Origin of the sequence: Nonomuraea sp. NPDC050153, assembly GCF_044460125.1 — a bacterium.
In the GTDB taxonomy this organism is placed as follows: Bacteria; Actinomycetota; Actinomycetes; order Streptosporangiales; family Streptosporangiaceae; genus Nonomuraea.
On record NZ_JBITJQ010000002.1, the window covers coordinates 841,749 to 857,730 of the forward strand.

Sequence of the window (15,982 nt, forward strand, 5' to 3'; positions counted from 1 at the left end):
CCGGACCTGGGGTACGGAAGGTAGTCGTACCAATATCCAGATTTCTCAAGATTTGCGCATACCGCTATAGCCGTATTCCGGCATAAATTCACTGCGTTATCTCAGGTCACATAAGTGCAGGGATTTGGGCAGGGGCGGCACCCCGTGCCCGAGCGCGCCCTGCAGCGGGGACAATGGACGCGTGCATGAAGAGACCCTGCGCTCGGTCGTCGTCCTCGGCTCCACCGGCTCCGTCGGCACCCAGGCCCTCGATGTCATCGCCGCCAACCCCGGCGGTTTCAAGGTCGCCGGGCTGGCGGCGGGGGGCGGCAAGGTCGACCTGCTGGCCAGGCAGGCGGCGGCGTTCGGCGTCGAGGTCGTCGCGGTGGCCGACCCCGCGGCCGTGCCCGCGCTGAAGGAGGCGCTGTCCGCGCACGGCGCGAGGCCCACGGTGCTCGGCGGCCCCGAAGGGGTCGCGGAGGTGGCCGGCCAGCAGTGCGACATGGTGCTCAACGGCATCACCGGCGCACTCGGGCTGACCTCCACGCTGGTCGCGCTGGAGGCGGGCAGGACCCTCGCCCTGGCCAACAAGGAGTCGCTGATCATCGGCGGCCCGCTGGTCAAGCGGCTCGCCAAGCCCGGCCAGATCCTCCCGGTCGACTCCGAGCACTCGGCGGTGCAGCAGTGCCTGTGGGCCTCGGGGCCCGACGGCTACGACCCCGACAGCGTCAAGCAGCTCGTGATCACCGCGAGCGGCGGGCCGTTCAGGGGGATGAAGCGCGAGGAGATGGCCGACGTCACGCCCGAGATGGCGCTGGCCCACCCCACCTGGTCGATGGGCCCGGTCATCACGATCAACTCCGCCACCCTGGTCAACAAGGGGCTGGAGGTCATCGAGGCGCACCTGCTGTTCGACTTGGGTTTCGACCGCATTGAGGTCGTGGTCCACCCGCAGTCGATCGTCCACTCCATGGTGGAATACGTCGACGGCTCGACCGTGGCCCAGGCCAGCCCGCCCGACATGCGGCTGCCGATCGCGCTCGCGCTCGGCCACCCCCACCGCATCCCGGGTGCGGCACGGGCCATCGACTGGACCAGGGCGCACACGTGGACGTTCGAGCCCCTCGACGACGTCGCGTTCCCCTCCGTCGCGCTGGCCAGGCACGTCGGCGGCGAGGGCGGCACCGCGCCCGCCGTCTACAACGCGGCCAACGAGGCGTGCCTCGACGCGTTCATGCGGGGCGAGCTGCCGTTCCTGGCGATCGTCGACACCGTGGCCAAGGTCGTCGAGGAGCACCAGGTCACCCCGGCCGACTCCGTCGAGGAGGTGCTCGCGGCCGACGCCTGGGCCCGGGCCCGCGCGATCGAGCTGTCCCGCTGACTACCTAGACTGGAAACCGTCGTCACAGTAAGGGTTGAAATGTCTTCTGTAGCTCTCGGCATCCCGACGGTCCGTCCCAAGCCGCTCGCCGAACGCCGACACTCGCGCCAGATCATGGTCGGCAGCGTGCCCGTCGGCGGCGACGCACCCGTCTCGGTGCAGTCGATGACGACCACGGTGACCGCCGACGTCAACGCCACGTTGCAGCAGATCGCCGAGCTCACGGCGTCCGGCTGCCAGATCGTACGCGTGGCCGTGCCGTCCCAGGACGACGCCGACGCGCTGCCGATCATCGCCAAAAAGTCGCAGATCCCGGTCATCGCCGACATCCACTTCCAGCCGAAGTACGTGTTCGCCGCCATCGAGGCGGGATGCGCGGCAGTCCGGGTCAACCCCGGCAACATCAAGAAATTCGACGACAAGGTGGGCGAGATCGCCCGGGCGGCCTCCGACCACGGGGTGCCGATCCGGATCGGCGTCAACGCCGGCTCGCTCGACCCGCGCCTGCTGCAGAAGTACGGCAAGGCCACGCCCGAGGCCCTGGTGGAGTCGGCGCTGTGGGAGTGCTCGCTGTTCGAGGAGCACGGGTTCCGCGACATCAAGATCTCGGTCAAGCACAACGACCCGGTCGTGATGATCAACGCCTACCGGCTGCTCGCCGCCAAGTGCGACTACCCGCTCCACCTGGGCGTCACCGAGGCCGGCCCCGCCTTCCAGGGCACCATCAAGTCCGCCGTCGCCTTCGGCGCGCTGCTGGCGGAGGGCATCGGCGACACGATCCGCGTCTCCCTCTCCGCGCCTCCGGTGGAGGAGGTCAAGGTCGGCGCCCAGATCCTGGAGTCCCTCGGGCTGCGCGAGCGCGGCCTGGAGATCGTCTCCTGCCCGTCCTGCGGCCGGGCCCAGGTAGACGTCTACACCCTCGCCGACCAGGTGCAGGCCGGGCTGGAGGGCCTGAAGGTGCCGCTGCGGGTGGCCGTGATGGGCTGCGTCGTGAACGGGCCCGGGGAGGCCCGGGAGGCGGACCTGGGGGTGGCCTCGGGCAACGGCAAGGGGCAGATCTTCGTCAAGGGCGAGGTCATCAAGACGGTGCCGGAGTCGCAGATCGTGGAGACGCTGATCGAGGAGGCGCTCCGGCTGGCCGAGGAGATGGGCGTCGACGTCGAGCTCGACGACGACTCCGGCCCCGTGGTCACGGTGAGCTGACGACTTCTGGCCGGCGGAAGACCGTCATCCCCAGACGTCGGAGGCCGGCAGGGCCCATAGCCGGTCGCCAAATGACAGACGGCGCTCTCCCGTATGCAGAACGATCCCACCCACGAACGAGTCACCACACCGATCGAGACGATCACGCAAGTAGGAGAGCCCACGGAAGTCCTCTTCGCGTGGGGTAGAGCTCGCTTTCACCTCGATGCCGAGCACCCGACCATCCGCAGCTTCGAGCACGATGTCCACTTCCGTGCCGCCGGACTCACGGAAGTGGAACATCCTGGCCAGAGTGTTGCTCCAGGTGAGCTGCTTCGCCAGTTCGTTGACCACGAAGGTCTCGAACATCGCACCCGCCGCGGGATCTGTAGGACGGCGTAGCGCCGTCGCATCCTTGCCCAACAGCCCGGCCGCGACTCCCGTGTCCGCCATGTAGAGCTTGGGCCTCTTGACCACCTTGGCGGACAGGTTCCTGCTCCATGCCGGCAAGCGATGCACCAGGAATGTGGTTTCCAGCCATGGCTGGTAAGTGGACGCGGTCACCCGATCCAGACCCAGCCGATTCGCGACCGTGCTCATGACGAGTTCCTGTGAGGTGGTCGCCGCGAAGAGATGGACCATGTTGAGCAACTCATCGGCTCGGCGTATGTCGGCGGCCACCTGAACTTCTCGTTGCAGGACCGTCCGAACGTATTGGCGGAACCAACGGCCTCGGGACCTCCCGGCGAAGCGCTGCACCTCGGGATAACCCCCAGCGCACAGATACTCGAAGTACGTCTGGCGCTCCAGGGTGGGCCGGTCGTAGTGGATCAGGGCGGCGGGGTCGCCCAAGGCGCGATCAACGAAATCATCGCTACCACCGGTGAGCTCCCCCACCGAGAGCGGCCACAGCGTGAGAAGGTCGACGCGGCCGGCAAGCGTCTCGGCGATGGACGGGACGGTGAGGAAGTTGCTGGATCCGGTCAGCAGGAACCGCCCGGGACTGTTGTCGGTGTCCACCACCTCTTTGATCGCCAGGACAAGGGGCTCGCCAACTCGCTGCACCTCGCCGATCACCAGAGGCGTGCCCGATTCTCTGAGATACGTGCGGGGATCTCGCTCAGCGGCATCTCGATCCTCTCCGCGATCGAGCGTGACGTACGCGGCACCGAGGCGCCCCGCCAGTTGCCTGGCCAAGGTGGTCTTGCCTGTTTGGCGAGCACCGTGCAGGACCACGACACGGAACGACGCAAGGGAATCCTCAGCGAGCTCCAGCGCGCGCCGGGGAATCACACCCCGCAGTCCGTCCGCCATCAAGCCACCCCACAAATCCTCCACTGCCTACTCGACATTCGATCCTACCTCTACCCCACAATTTCTCCGCCATGTTCTCGACATTTTCTCTGGTGGGTGCAGTTCATCTGGCGATGATCTCGTGAGAGTTCCGCGTCCGCGACGACTCGAGTCCTCAGGTCGTCGGCTGACAGCGACGGATCCGGGCCCACACCCTGTGCCCGACCTCATCATTGCCTTCGTAACCGACCCGGTCGGCAATCTTCGCTACGACGGCCAGCCCTCGCCCGTGCTCGGCGTCAGTACGGCCACGTACGCCAAAGCGTGGTGTGCCGCCCCACCCACAGTCGTAGACGGCGACGGTGACCGTGGCGGTGGTCCGGGTGACCTCGACGATGAATGTGCCGCGGGGGTGACCGCTGCTCGTGTGCTGGACGGCGTTGGCGGCGAGCTCTGCGACGATGAGTTCGGCGTCGTCCCGGCATGGGGAGTCGGCCAGGAGGTAGCGGACGAATTGGCGGGCGTATGGGACCTGGTGGGGGGTGCCGGGGAAGGTGCGCCGCCAGGTCAGACCGCCGGGGCGCAGATCGATCATCGCGTCCACGTGCTCGCGCCTGACCTGACGAGGGATGAGCGTTTCGGCAACATCATGCATGCACATACGGTGACGCAGCAGACGCGCTGGGAAACCCCCACCCCGGGATGAGTTGACCACCCCTGATGGCACCGCTACTGACCTGCGGGAATCCACGAAGATCGGCACTCGATATCCCTCAAGCGGAAACCACTCGATCACTCCGTGACCATGGATGTACAATCCGTACGCAATCCCAGGTGAGAAGGGTGCGTGCGTCATGTCCGGCGAGGGATATCGCGTGCTGCTACAGGCTCGCTCGTGGAGCAAGCACCTGCGCGAGAAGAACTTCACCTGGGACCAGATCGCCGACGTCCTCGCGCTCACGCATCCGGTCAGCCCGCTGCGGTTGTACCGGCTGGCCCACGGCCGCACCGCCGCCGAGATGGTAGCCCTGGCCAACGACGCCGACCCGGCGGGCACGGCCTGCCTGCGCGAAGCCCGCTTCTACGACTACGAGAACTGGTCTGGGGACGGACGCCGACCGCCTGCCCGCCTTCTGGTCACGTTGGCGAGGATCTACCAGACCACCGCGCGGAGCCTGGTCGGCGACCCGGCGGCCTGCAGCAACACCGACCGCGACCTGATCGATAGTGCGGACTTCCGCGACCTGGACACCAAGCGACGCCCATCCCCGGAACGGACAGGCCATGTCACCATGGAGGCGAGCGCAGCAGCCACTGGTCTGAACGCCTCGGCGTGCGTGCACTTGCTGCGCGCCATCGGCGTTGAGGAGACCGACGTGAAACGACGGGAACTGCTCTTCCAACTGGCCCTGGCATTGGGCGGAATACGAGCCCTGGACTTCTTGCGGGTTCTCTCCCCCGATGAGGAAGAACGTCTCGCCGGGGTGCTGCGCAGCACGTGGCGAGTGGACGAGGCGACGGCGCGCACGTTCGAGAAGCTCACGATGCACGCGCGCCAGGCCGATGACCTGTACGGGCCCGCGACACTGCTCCCGGTGGTGAACGGACATCGCACAGCCCTCGGGCAGGTGCTTGCCTGCGAGCAGATGCCGCCCCTCCTCCGTAACCGCCTGCTGAGTGCATACACGCAGATGTCACAGCTTGCCTTATCTCGCCTACGACCTGCTCGACTATGCGGCAGCCGAGGATGCACTGAACGACGGGCTGCGGGCGGCGCTCGACCTCGGCGATCCGACGTTGATCAGCTACCTGCATTTCTGGCTGGGCAGGGCGGCAGCCGATCAGCAGCGGACAACTACGGTCCTCGACCATGCCTTTGCCGCCCAGAGTTGGGCTGCCCGGTCATCAAGCAATCTAGTGCGGTCGCTGAACGAGTCGTTGTTCTCGATGGCGCACGCCTCCGACGGAGAATCTTCGGCGTGCGCCCGGGCACACGACCGCGCGGTCGCCATGGCCGACACACCCAAGAGCAGCGAACCGTCGTTCCTCTACTGGATGTCGCCTTCGATGGCGGAGAGCAGAGCCGCCCCGTCGCTGATCCAGCTGAAGCAATCCAGACCCGCCATTGCGGCGGTGCAGCGGTCACTGGCCGGGCTGGGGCAGCAGTTCAAGCTCGATCGGGGATTTGCGCTCGTCAGCTACGCCGAGGCCCTGACCCTGGCCAAGGAGATCCCCGAGGCAGCGTCCAGGCTTACGGAGGCCGCTGACATCGCCTCGCGGCACAGTTCGGCCCGCCTGACCGACCAACTCACAAAAGCGCGCGCCCGACTGGAGCCCTGGGCGGGCAACGCTCGCGTCCGCCAGCTGGATGAGAACCTCCGAGCCCACGGCGTGTGGCAATAAGCGGTACAACGCGGAGGGGCGAGCACGCGTAGCCTTGTTGCCGCTGATAGGGCCGACGGTGTGGAGTTAAGACGTGGAGCAGGTGAGCACGGTGGCGGATCATCGATTGTTCTCTCTGGAGGTGGAGAACTTCCGCAGCCTGCGGGAGGTCGCCCTTCCGCTGGGGCCGGTCAACGTGCTTGTCGGGCCGAACGGCGCAGGCAAGACGAACGTGCTGGAAGTGTTCCGGTTTCTGGCCGACATTGTGCGCACAGATCTCGTCCCGGCACTGGACCAGCGTGGTGGATTCGAGCGGCTGGTCTTCCACGGCGGCAGCGTACCGGCTGACTACATTCGGATCGGGATCAAGGGATCCTGGTCGCCCGATCCAGGCGACCGGCAAGATGAGTACGACCTACGGATCACCGGGACCCCGTTCGCCCGGGAAGAGATCTTCCGGTCCGGCACAGAGCGGCACCGGGTGCGGACGATCACGGTCGTGAACAAGTCTGCGATCACCCACGCCCTGGACCCATCCGCCACCTCGAAACCATCTCTAGAAGCACCTGGAGACGTTGACGAGATCGGCATCCAACCGTTTAGCAGTGGGCTGTCCACGCTGCCACGACTCAGCGATGCGAAATTTGGGCCGATCACAGCTCAGGTCGCGGGGCTGCTCGGTAGTTTCCGCATCTTCGACGTGGATGTTCAGGCTGCGGCGCGACCCACTCGGGCGCCGATCCGGATCGGCGAAGCAATCGCGAGTGACGCCTCCAACCTGTCGACCTTTCTCCTCTGGCTGAGCACCAACGAGCCAGACGCCTGGCAGCGGTTGCAGGTCGATGCGGTCGAGGTATTGCCCCAGTTGGAGGCCATTGAGTTCAACCACGTCGGACCTACCGTTCTAGGGATGCTGCGGGAGCGGGGATTGCGCGAGCCGACGCCGCTGCCGGACGCCTCATATGGCACCATCCGGCTTTTGGGGCTGCTCGCCATGCTGTACGACCCGCACCCACCCGCATTGACCTGCGTTGAGGAGATCGATCACGGGCTGCATCCGCAGGCGTTGGAACTGCTGGTCGAGCGAGTGCGGGAGGCCGGTGACAGGACCCAGTTCATCATTGCCACCCATTCGCCGGCACTGGCCGATCGGCTCAAGCCAGAGGAACTCGTCGTGTGCGAGCGGAGCGATGATGGCTCGTCACTGATTCCGGCGGTCTCCAGAAGCAAGGTCAAGGAAATCGTCCGAGCCAGCGAGGGGCTTCCGCTCGGGGAGCTTTGGTTTTCGGGAGCGCTGGGTGGTGATCTGTGAGCCGTCGTGGTGGTACCCGTGTCAAGGCGACGCGGAAGCCGATCGTCGTTCTCGCGGGCGAAGACCGCAACGACAGACGTAGTATGCGGGTGCTGCTGGAGCAATGGTGCCCGGACATGCGTGGCCGCATCGTTGAGATCAACGACAAGCCCACCCTTCACACGGCGAGCAGCACCACCTTGGCCGCCCGGGCGGAGACGCTGGCGGGTAAAGTACGCGCTCGGGCCGTACTGGAGGAGGCAGAGGTCGCCTGCGTCTTCGTACATGAAGATCTCGATGGTGTGGACAGCGACCAACACCCAGTGATCCGCGAGCGGGTCGAGAAGGCTCTGGCGGCGGCTATGCGGTCGGGAACGGCGCATTACGTCCTGGCCGTTGCCGAGATCGAGGCGTGGCTCCTGCTCTTTCCGGAGGCATTGAGCGCCTTCGCATCATCCTGGTCGGTCCCCGCGAAGTATCGAGGCAAGGACACCGGCCGGATCGAGGATCCCAAAAAGGTGTTGAAAGCGGAGGTCTCGGCCGGACGCTATCGGGAGTCCGACGCGCCACTCATCCTGGAGAAGGCGGTCGAACTCGGGTTGGTCGCCCGACCAGTGGGCCAGAACCGGTCGTACGCCCAATTCCGCAGCAGTGCTATCGAGTGCTGCGCGAATCACCTGGCGGAGAGAATTCCCCGCCGCCCCCGTTGATCATAAGTCGGAGCCGTCCTCACACCCCCGTGACGCTCGGGCCGTCCTATCCCGACCAGGTGAAAGGCCCCGACCGGCCCGTCAGGGGAGACCAAGGGTCACACCCGGCCAACCCCGGTCGGGCCCTCGGCATGCGCCAACCTCGAATCACCCACCCAATTCAAGATCATTAAGTGATAGCGGTTCACCCCTCAAGATCGTGAAAGATCGGGGTTAGACAGGGCCGTTACTCAGGATGAAATTTCTCAGCGTACCAAGTCGGAAGCAACACTTACGCTTGCGAATGAATCTTTTGTAGGAATATTCGCAATTACCGACATGCCGCCATTTTCATCCAATTTTACAAGTTGTCCGCTTTTGAGACACCAGCCAATGACATAGACACTGGCAGAGCCGGCCAAATTACAACGTGTTTCCTCCCGGGTGTTGCCGGGAGCGGGAGAAGCAGGTCGCAGCCGACGCTCAATAACTTTTGCCGTTCCTGTATCGACAATTATCCAATGATTGCCAGCCTCCAATATGATCTTTTGATCGCCTCTCCAAAAAGCAGCAGATGCCCCTTCTGGCAAAGATATATATGCGTGTTCATTGGTCTTCAATGACACGATGACAGCGACTGGGGCAGCCACAGATTCGGAACCGCTTTTCCGTTGATCAGTTAGGGCGACAAGCCGATCACCAGAAGGACTAATATCCACCGATTTAACAGCACCCTGGAGGCGTCCAATCACAGAAACGCTTGGCGGAGATTTGGAGAAGTCTACTCGCTTTATCGTTCCTGATGAATCTCCCAGCACAACGCGAAAATTGTCGATCCAAGCACCAGTCGAGGCATCGATGTCCAAATCCTCAACCGCCCCGCCAACATAACCTCTTATCGCATAGCTGCCGCCACCTGGAGCGTCTTGGTTCCAGCAACCCAAGAGAAGCAAAGAGCGGCCGTCGCGACTAAGCACAAGAGTCTCTATGTCAGAATCCACTGAACAGCGCTCGACACGCCTTGTAGTTGTAGCGTCAGACTCAATCAGATAATTTTCAGGCTGCCTAATGGAGCCTGCCTGTACAGCTAAAAGCCATCTGCCATTAGCCGGCAACGCCTGAGGCTGTTCAGCGGAGCATCCGATGCATACCAACAAAACCAGGAGCGCCAACAACCGCCCGCGCATACCCCTCCACCCGCTCGCGCACCTACACAGTGACGCGGCGGCGGACCTCGGTGAGGGCCTGGTTGCCCAGTTGCACGATGTGGAAGTGGTCGACCACCAGCGTGGCGTGCGGCAACATGGCGAGTACGCCACTCCCACCCTCACATCAAGACCCTCGTCCTGACCACCTTCGACGGCGACTCCGACGACCTGCCCGCCATCGAAGCCGGCGCCACCGGCTACCTCCTCAAAGACGCCCCACCGACGAACTCCTGCGCGCCGTCCGCGCCGCCGCGGGCGAGCCGGTCCTGCCCCCCTCAGTCGGCGCACGACCTGAGCGGGGATGCCCGCCTCGATCAAGTTGCGATCCAGCTCATCCAGGATCCCTGCTGACCACAACGGCCGGACAGGCCCGCTTCCGCCAGGCGCAGCAGTGTGTCCCGTAGATAGGCCGGATACAGCACGCACGTGTCGAGTAGGACGCTGAAGGTCATCCCGCCCTCCGGTCACCTGGTGCGACGCGGGTCGGCGGTTACCTCGTACAGATCGGCTTCTTCGGAGATCTCCACCATCCGGTCCAAGGACGCTCGGCGTTGATGACGATGCCGATCCTGGTAGGCCAGCACCTCGCGGAGCAGAATCCGGCGGTGCCGTCCAGGCTGTTCGAAGGGGATCTCACCGCGTTCCAGCAGCCGGACCACCGTCGGTCGACTCACGCCCAGCAGATCGGCGGCTTCCTGGGTGGTCAGTGTCTGATGATGTGGCGCGATCGTGACCGCCTGCCCCGCGGCCATCGCCAGCACCACCAACCGAAGAACCTCAAACACCTCACCGGGCAGAACGATCCGCTCTCCAGCCGCTGCAACCAACTCACCACGCCCCCCGCACGAGTGCCGCACCACATCAGCCAACCGATCCAGCGGCACCCCCGGCGGGAGGATCGTCCGCTCGGCAAGTTCAGTCGTCAGGTGGACCTCCTCTCACCCGTCTCGGCCATAGCAGGGAAACGAACGAAACGAACATCCATTACGGCAGGCCGTCTCAGAGTGTCAGACCCGTCAGGACCATGACCTTCTCGTACGTCAGGTCCGTCATCGCCGAGTGAAGGCCCTCGCGCCCGATCCCTGAGTCCTTGACCCCGCCGTACGGCATCTGGTCGGCCCGGTACGACGGCACGTCGCCGATGATCACGCCGCCCACCTCCAGCTCCCGGTTCGCCCGGAAGGCGGCGTCCAGGGAGCGGGTGAACACCCCGGCCTGCAGGCCGTACTTCGAGTCGTTGACCAGCGCGTACGCCTCGTCGATCGAGGCGGCGGGCTGGAGGATCATGACGGGGCCGAAGACCTCCTCGCACGCCACCTTGGCGTCGTGCGGGACGTCGGCCAGCACGGTCGGGGCGATCGTCGCGCCCTCGCGGGTGCCGCCGGCCAGGACGCGGGCGCCCGCGGCGACGGCCTCGTCGACCCACTGCTCCACGCGCTTCGCGGCGGCCTCGGAGACCAGCGGGCCCACCTGGGTCTTCTCGTCCGCCGGGTCGCCGGTGACGAGGCCGGCGACGGCCGGGAGGAGGCGCTCGACGAAGGCGTCGTACACGGGCTGCTCGACGATGACCCGCTGCACGGCGATGCAGCTCTGGCCGGCCTGGTAGTTGGAGAACAGGGCGATGCGCTGCGCGGCCCAGTCGAGGTCGGCGTCGGACAGCACGACGGCGGCGGCGTTGCCGCCCAGTTCGAGCGTCACGTGCTTGCGCGGGACCTGGTCGGCGATGGCGTACCCGACGGGCGCGGAGCCCGTGAACGACACCACGGGGAGCCGGGGGTCCTGGACCAGCGCCGAGGCACGCTCGTTCTCGATCGGCAGCACCGAGAACATCCCGGCGGGCAGGTCCGTCTCCGCCAGGATCTCGCCGAGCAGGAGCGAGGAGAGCGGTGTGGCGGGGGCGGGCTTGACGATGACGGGGGCGCCGACGGCGATGGCGGGGGCGACCTTGTGGGCGACCAGGTTCAGCGGGAAGTTGAACGGGGTGATGGCCAGCACGGGCCCGTACGGGACGCGCGACAGGTACGCCAGCCGCCCGGCCGCGGCGGGCTCGGTGTCGAGCCGCTGCACGTCGCCGGACCAGCGGCGGGCCTCCTCGGCGGCGAAGCGGAACGTGGCGATGGCGCGGTTGACCTCGCCGCGCGCCCAGAAGATCGGCTTGCCGTTCTCGGCCGTGATCAGGTGGGCGATCTCGTCGGCCCGTTCGGCGAGCCGCCGCGACACATGGGCCAGCGCCTCGGCGCGCACGTGCACGGGCAGCGCGGCGGCCTCCCGCGACACCGCGTGAGCAGCCGCGATGGCCTCTTCGACCTGGGCATCCGTCGGTACGGAGTGCCGCCCGACCTCGCGGCCGTCAAGGGGGTTGGTCACAGTGAGCTCGGAGTCCCCGGTCGCGGCGCGGCCGGCCAGCCAGAAGGTACGCACGTCCATACTCATGACGTTATGCCAAGCGGAAGATGGGGGATTTACACCAGGGTGCACAAGACTCCCCTCAGGGCTCACCGTTAAGTACAAGCTCCCTGGTATACCCATGATGTAACGGAAGTAGACCCAATTCGGGATGTTTACCATGCGGAGTGGTTTGAGCGATCTCCGCCATGGCTAAGTCATCGGGTGCGGGTCTCCAGCGCGGTGGGCCCCCGATCTGAGAAAGGCGTGGGCCCCGTGACCGAACGGCGTGAGGTCACAAGGACGCATAGCTGGTCCTTGGGCGCAAGGGAGGTCTCATGACCTCGGCCCCGCTGGGCCTGCAGGGCGCTTACCTCCTGGGCGAACGCGCCACCCACGACGAGCTTCGCTCCCGCCTCCTCGACGTGGCGGTGAACCTCCTCGAGTCGGACGGGCCCGACAGCCTGACCATGCGCAGGATCGCGGCCGAGGCGGGCTGCACGACGACCGTCATCTACACGATGTTCGGCAACCGGGAGGGGCTGGCGGAGGCGCTGTATCTGGAGGGGTTCGAGCGGTTTCGACGCTTCCTGGAGGCGGTGCCGTCGCGGCGCAACCCGTTCGAGCACCTGTCCGCGCTCGGGCCCGCCTATCGGCAGGCGTGCCTGTCCGAGCCCGGCTACTACAGCCTGATGTTCGAGCGGGCGATCCCCGGGTTCGAACCCAGCGAGCGCGCCAGGACCCTGGCCCGCGCCGCCCTGAACATCCTCGACCGGGTCATCGCCGACTGCATCTCGGCCGGCTACCTGATCCCGACCCAGCCCCGCAAGATCGCGGACGCGCTGTGGGCGGCGGCCCAGGGGGCGATCGGTTTGGAACGCGCCGGTCACCTGCGCGACGGGAGCACGTACGAGGCGGTGACGACGGCGATCATCTGCTGCTACCTGGTGGAGAAGCAGGAGTAGCAGCGCGCCGGCGGCGGGTGGCTTCGAGCGCGAGCCACAGCTCCGCTCGCACGCCCGGGTCGTCGAGGTCGCGTCCGAGCAGCTCGGTGACGCGTTTCATGCGATAGCGGAGCGTGTGGCGGTGCACGCCGAGCCGCTGCGCCGCCGCGTCCCAGTGGCCGTTGCTGCCCAGGTACGCGCGCAGCGACTCGACCAGGTCGGCCCGGGAGCCGTACGCGGTGAGGGGGGCCAGCAGCGCGGCGGCGAACGCCTGGGCGGCGGCCCGGTCGAGCAGCCCGAGCAGCCCCTGCCCGGCCAGCTCCCCGAACGTCACCACCCGCCCGCCTCCCTTCCCCGGCGCCCCACCGCCCGTGGCGGCGTCCAGCGCGCGCCGCGCCTGGTCCAGCGCGCCCTTCAGGCTCTCGGGGGCGTAGCCGCACGGCAGGCTCACGCCCACCGGCGCGTCCGCCTCCAGCGCCGCCTTCTCCGCCACGGCGTCGGGCACCAGGGCGACGGCCAGCGGATGCTTCGGCTGCCCCGACGGCGGCGCGGAGCCCGCGGGATCGAGCAGGGCCGCGAACGCGTGCTGATCCAGCGCCTCCAGCGCGTCGGGATCCGCCGCCAGCACCGCCAGCGGCTCCTCGGGGAGCCGCCCGCCGAGCGGCTCCAGGACCGTCCGCGCCTGCTCCTTCGCGCCCGAGAGCAGCAGCTCCAGTACGGCGGAGCGGGCTCGCCGCTCGGCCGCCAGCTTGGTTCTGCCCTGCTCCAGGGCCAGGGTGAGCAGGGATCCAGCGGCGTTGATCACCGTGTGGGTGACGGGCGAGAAGGGCTGCCCGGCCCCGACGGCGAAGAAGCCGCGCGGGCGCGCCCCGCCGCCCAGCGGCTGCACCACGATGTGCTCCCCCGGCCCCGACAAAGCCAGGCTCGCAGGCAGCGCCCCACCGCCACCACGCGCGCCGCCACCACCACCGCCACGCGCCCCACCGCCACCACGCGCAACGCCATCGTTACGCGCGTCGCCACCGCCGCCGCCGCGCGTGGCCCCCTCGCCGCCCGGCTCGCCACGGAGGCGGGCCAGCTCGGACACGACCGCGTCCGTGTCGGCGCCGCGCGTGGCATGGCGCACCTCGCCCGCCTCGTCCAGCAGCGCGGCCCACCCGCCCACCTCCTTGGCGAGCCGATCGACGACCGCGTGCATGCCCTCCGGCCGGAGCGCCGCCCGCGTCAGCCGGCCCTGGGCGGCGAAGGCGCGGCTGATCTCGTCGTACTGCTCGGCCGCCAGCAGCTCGCTGACCGCCTTGCCGATCGCGATGAACGGGGTCTCGCGCGGCACCTCGAACAGCGGCAGCCCCGCCTCCTCAGCGGCGGCGACCAGGGCCGGGGGCACCTCCTCGTGCGAGACGCCGACCCCGAAGCCCAGCCCGGCGACGCCGCGGGCCACGAGGCGGGCGACATACTGGGACTGGTCGCCCTCCATCCGCATGCCCGTGGTGAGGAGCAACTCCCCGCCCTCCAGGTACGGCGTCGGGTCCGCGAGCTCGCTGACCGCCACCCAGCGCACCGCGGCGTCCCACACGCCGGCGGCCCCGTGGCCCGGAATTCCGGCCACCGGCCGGAGGCTCATGCGGCGGACGACGGTCCGGAGCGTAGGTGGCATACGAAATTTGTCCATTTCGGCAAAGACGACCACCTCCAGTGTGACATATCGACGTATCGGCGCAGGTGGGAGCCCGCCGTAGCGTCAAAACCATGAGCATTCCCCAGGAGCGGCGCGTCGTGACCGCGATCCCAGGCCCCAAGTCGCAGGAGCTGCTGGCCCGCAAGCAGGCCGCCGTCCCGCCCGGCATCGGCACCACGCTGCCGGTCTTCGTCACCCGTGCCGGCGGCGGCGTGATCGAGGACGCCGACGGGAACTCGCTGATCGACTTCGGCTCCGGCATCGCCGTGACCAACGTGGGCAACGCCGCGCCCAAGGTCGTCGAACGCGTCCAGAAGCAGGTGGCCGACTTCACCCACACCTGTTTCATGGTCACCCCGTACGAGTCGTACGTCCAGGTGTGCGAGAAGCTCAACGAGCTGACCCCGGGCGAGCACGAGAAGCGCACGTTCCTGGTGAACTCGGGCGCCGAGGCCGTGGAGAACGCGGTCAAGATCGCCAGGCACGCCACCGGCCGGCCGGCCGTCGTCGTGTTCGACCACGGCTACCACGGCCGCACGCTGCTCACGATGACGCTGACGGCCAAGAACATGCCGTACAAGCACAGGTTCGGCCCGTTCGCGCCCGAGGTGTACCGGGTGCCGCTGGCCTACCCGTACCGCTGGCCCACCGGCGCCGAGAACTGTGCCGAGGAGGCCGCTGCGCAGGCCATCGACATGATCACCAAGCAGATCGGCCCGGACAACGTGGCCGCCGTGGTGATCGAGCCGATCGCGGGCGAGGGCGGGTTCATCGTGCCGGCCAGGGGCTTCCTGCCGCGCATCGCGGAGTTCTGCGAGGCCAACGGCATCGTGTTCGTGGCGGACGAGGTGCAGACCGGTTTCGCCAGGACGGGCAGCCTGTTCGCCTGCGAGGACGAGGGCGTCGTGCCCGACATCATCACCACTGCCAAGGGCATCGCGGGCGGCCTGCCGCTGGCCGCCGTGACCGGGCGCGCGGAGATCATGGACAAGGTGCACGCCGGCGGCCTCGGCGGCACGTACGGCGGCAACCCCCTGGCCTGCGAGGCTGCGCTGGGCGTGCTGGAGACCATCGAGGCGGAGGACCTCGTCGCGAAGGCCCGCCGCATCGGCGAGATCATGCTCCCCCGGCTCAAGGCCCTCCAGGAGCGCTTCGACGTGATCGGCGACGTCCGCGGCCGGGGCGCGATGATCGCGATCGAGCTGGTCGAACCGGGCACCAAGGAGCCGAACCCCGCCGCCGTCCAGGAGATCGTCAAGCGCTGTCACGCCGAGGGCCTGCTGGTCCTGACAGCCGGTACGTACGGAAACGTCCTGCGTTTCCTGCCCCCGCTCGTCATCCCCGAGCACCTGCTTGAGGAGGGCCTCGGCATCCTGGAGAAGGCGGTCGCCGAACTCTAGAAGAAAACCCCACCAATCGGGCATCCGGCTTGCGGCTGGATGCCCGATTTTGTGGTGTAAGTGGCGCCGCTCGGGTAGAGAATTCACCCTGACTTGACGCTCAGCAGGACACTCACGGCCGCAGTCAGGGTTATAAACGATCCGGTATACGGATGGGCGATGGCTGCAGG

Annotated in this window: 15 protein-coding genes and 1 pseudogene; 8 read left to right on the forward strand and 8 right to left on the reverse strand. The window is 67.2% G+C overall.

Going from position 1 to position 15,982, the window contains the following annotated elements; all coding sequences use genetic code 11:
* Positions 1 to 181: 181 nt before the first annotated feature.
* Together dxr and ispG are read left to right on the forward strand one after the other, a co-directional pair.
* Entirely contained in the window at positions 182 to 1,360 is a 1,179-nt protein-coding gene (gene dxr / locus ACIBQ1_RS08120) for a 1-deoxy-D-xylulose-5-phosphate reductoisomerase (protein WP_397275476.1), read from the forward strand.
* Positions 1,361 to 1,399: 39 nt separating this feature from the next.
* Complete coding sequence (ispG, locus tag ACIBQ1_RS08125; RefSeq protein ID WP_397275478.1) at positions 1,400 to 2,563, forward strand: flavodoxin-dependent (E)-4-hydroxy-3-methylbut-2-enyl-diphosphate synthase; 1,164 nt, start codon at positions 1,400 to 1,402, stop codon at positions 2,561 to 2,563.
* A 24-nt stretch (positions 2,564 to 2,587) separates the two neighbouring features.
* On the opposite strand, the gene ACIBQ1_RS08130 is transcribed toward ispG, so the two are convergent.
* The 3 genes from ACIBQ1_RS08130 to ACIBQ1_RS08140 form a co-directional block, all read right to left on the reverse strand.
* Positions 2,588 to 3,856: an ATP-binding protein gene (locus ACIBQ1_RS08130; protein WP_397275480.1), complete on the reverse strand. Its 1,269-nt coding sequence runs from the start codon at positions 3,854 to 3,856 to the stop codon at positions 2,588 to 2,590.
* A 154-nt stretch (positions 3,857 to 4,010) separates the two neighbouring features.
* Positions 4,011 to 4,490, reverse strand: a complete 480-nt coding sequence (locus ACIBQ1_RS08135; RefSeq protein WP_397275482.1) for an ATP-binding protein — start codon at positions 4,488 to 4,490, stop codon at positions 4,011 to 4,013.
* Positions 4,491 to 4,716: 226 nt separating this feature from the next.
* Positions 4,717 to 5,445 carry a hypothetical protein gene (locus ACIBQ1_RS08140; protein WP_397275484.1) on the reverse strand — a complete coding sequence of 243 codons (729 nt, stop codon included), beginning with the start codon at positions 5,443 to 5,445 and terminating at the stop codon, positions 4,717 to 4,719.
* Positions 5,446 to 5,536: 91 nt separating this feature from the next.
* Between ACIBQ1_RS08140 and ACIBQ1_RS08145 the strand changes: the two genes are divergently transcribed.
* The 3 genes from ACIBQ1_RS08145 (at position 5,537) to ACIBQ1_RS08155 (ending at position 8,218) form a co-directional block, all read left to right on the forward strand.
* Positions 5,537 to 6,238 carry a hypothetical protein gene (locus ACIBQ1_RS08145; RefSeq protein WP_397275485.1) on the forward strand — a complete coding sequence of 234 codons (702 nt, stop codon included), beginning with the start codon at positions 5,537 to 5,539 and terminating at the stop codon, positions 6,236 to 6,238.
* A gap of 73 nt (positions 6,239 to 6,311) precedes the next feature.
* Positions 6,312 to 7,529: an AAA family ATPase gene (locus tag ACIBQ1_RS08150; protein ID WP_397275487.1), complete on the forward strand. Its 1,218-nt coding sequence runs from the start codon at positions 6,312 to 6,314 to the stop codon at positions 7,527 to 7,529.
* Positions 7,530 to 7,612: 83 nt separating this feature from the next.
* Positions 7,613 to 8,218: a hypothetical protein gene (locus ACIBQ1_RS08155; protein ID WP_397275488.1), complete on the forward strand. Its 606-nt coding sequence runs from the start codon at positions 7,613 to 7,615 to the stop codon at positions 8,216 to 8,218.
* A gap of 245 nt (positions 8,219 to 8,463) precedes the next feature.
* Here the strand turns inward: ACIBQ1_RS08155 and ACIBQ1_RS08160 are convergent, their stop codons facing one another.
* Together ACIBQ1_RS08160 and ACIBQ1_RS08165 are read right to left on the reverse strand one after the other, a co-directional pair.
* Complete coding sequence (locus tag ACIBQ1_RS08160) at positions 8,464 to 9,198, reverse strand: hypothetical protein (protein WP_397275490.1); 735 nt, start codon at positions 9,196 to 9,198, stop codon at positions 8,464 to 8,466.
* A 208-nt stretch (positions 9,199 to 9,406) separates the two neighbouring features.
* On the reverse strand, positions 9,407 to 9,502 hold the full coding sequence (locus ACIBQ1_RS08165; RefSeq protein WP_397275491.1) for a transposase: 96 nt from the start codon (positions 9,500 to 9,502) through the stop codon (positions 9,407 to 9,409).
* Positions 9,503 to 9,522: 20 nt separating this feature from the next.
* On the opposite strand from ACIBQ1_RS08165, the pseudogene ACIBQ1_RS08170 reads away from it, so the two are divergent.
* Positions 9,523 to 9,683 (forward strand): annotated as a pseudogene (locus tag ACIBQ1_RS08170) (DNA-binding response regulator); the annotation flags it as partial.
* Between the two features lie 186 nt (positions 9,684 to 9,869).
* On the opposite strand, the gene ACIBQ1_RS08175 reads toward ACIBQ1_RS08170, so the two are convergent.
* Entirely contained in the window at positions 9,870 to 10,289 is a 420-nt protein-coding gene (locus ACIBQ1_RS08175; protein ID WP_397275493.1) for an excisionase family DNA-binding protein, read from the reverse strand.
* Between the two features lie 115 nt (positions 10,290 to 10,404).
* Positions 10,405 to 11,832: an aldehyde dehydrogenase family protein gene (locus ACIBQ1_RS08180; protein ID WP_397275495.1), complete on the reverse strand. Its 1,428-nt coding sequence runs from the start codon at positions 11,830 to 11,832 to the stop codon at positions 10,405 to 10,407.
* Between the two features lie 296 nt (positions 11,833 to 12,128).
* Here ACIBQ1_RS08180 and ACIBQ1_RS08185 point away from each other — a divergent pair, with 296 nt between their 5' ends.
* Positions 12,129 to 12,755: a TetR/AcrR family transcriptional regulator gene (locus ACIBQ1_RS08185; RefSeq protein ID WP_397275497.1), complete on the forward strand. Its 627-nt coding sequence runs from the start codon at positions 12,129 to 12,131 to the stop codon at positions 12,753 to 12,755.
* Here ACIBQ1_RS08185 and ACIBQ1_RS08190 read toward each other — a convergent pair.
* Positions 12,721 to 14,343: a PucR family transcriptional regulator gene (locus tag ACIBQ1_RS08190; RefSeq protein ID WP_397275499.1), complete on the reverse strand. Its 1,623-nt coding sequence runs from the start codon at positions 14,341 to 14,343 to the stop codon at positions 12,721 to 12,723. The two genes, ACIBQ1_RS08185 and ACIBQ1_RS08190, sit on opposite strands and share 35 nt — an antisense overlap.
* Before the next feature lie 140 nt (positions 14,344 to 14,483).
* Here ACIBQ1_RS08190 and gabT point away from each other — a divergent pair, with 140 nt between their 5' ends.
* Positions 14,484 to 15,812 carry a 4-aminobutyrate--2-oxoglutarate transaminase gene (gene gabT, locus ACIBQ1_RS08195; protein ID WP_397275501.1) on the forward strand — a complete coding sequence of 443 codons (1,329 nt, stop codon included), beginning with the start codon at positions 14,484 to 14,486 and terminating at the stop codon, positions 15,810 to 15,812.
* Positions 15,813 to 15,982: the final 170 nt, after the last annotated feature.

Excerpts from the sequence above, each read along its gene's own strand:
- ispG (WP_397275478.1), top strand. The coding sequence starts at position 1,400 with ATGTCTTCTGTAGCTCTCGGCATCCCGACGGTCCGTCCCAAGCCGCTC.
- ACIBQ1_RS08130 (WP_397275480.1), bottom strand. The coding sequence starts at position 3,856 with ATGGCGGACGGACTGCGGGGTGTGATTCCCCGGCGCGCGCTGGAGCTC.
- ACIBQ1_RS08135 (WP_397275482.1), bottom strand. The coding sequence starts at position 4,490 with ATGCATGATGTTGCCGAAACGCTCATCCCTCGTCAGGTCAGGCGCGAG.
- ACIBQ1_RS08140 (WP_397275484.1), bottom strand. The coding sequence starts at position 5,445 with ATGTCCGTTCACCACCGGGAGCAGTGTCGCGGGCCCGTACAGGTCATC.
- ACIBQ1_RS08155 (WP_397275488.1), top strand. The coding sequence starts at position 7,613 with ATGCGGGTGCTGCTGGAGCAATGGTGCCCGGACATGCGTGGCCGCATC.
- ACIBQ1_RS08165 (WP_397275491.1), bottom strand. The coding sequence starts at position 9,502 with ATGTTGCCGCACGCCACGCTGGTGGTCGACCACTTCCACATCGTGCAA.
- ACIBQ1_RS08180 (WP_397275495.1), bottom strand. The coding sequence starts at position 11,832 with ATGGACGTGCGTACCTTCTGGCTGGCCGGCCGCGCCGCGACCGGGGAC.
- ACIBQ1_RS08185 (WP_397275497.1), top strand. The coding sequence starts at position 12,129 with ATGACCTCGGCCCCGCTGGGCCTGCAGGGCGCTTACCTCCTGGGCGAA.
- gabT (WP_397275501.1), top strand. The coding sequence starts at position 14,484 with ATGAGCATTCCCCAGGAGCGGCGCGTCGTGACCGCGATCCCAGGCCCC.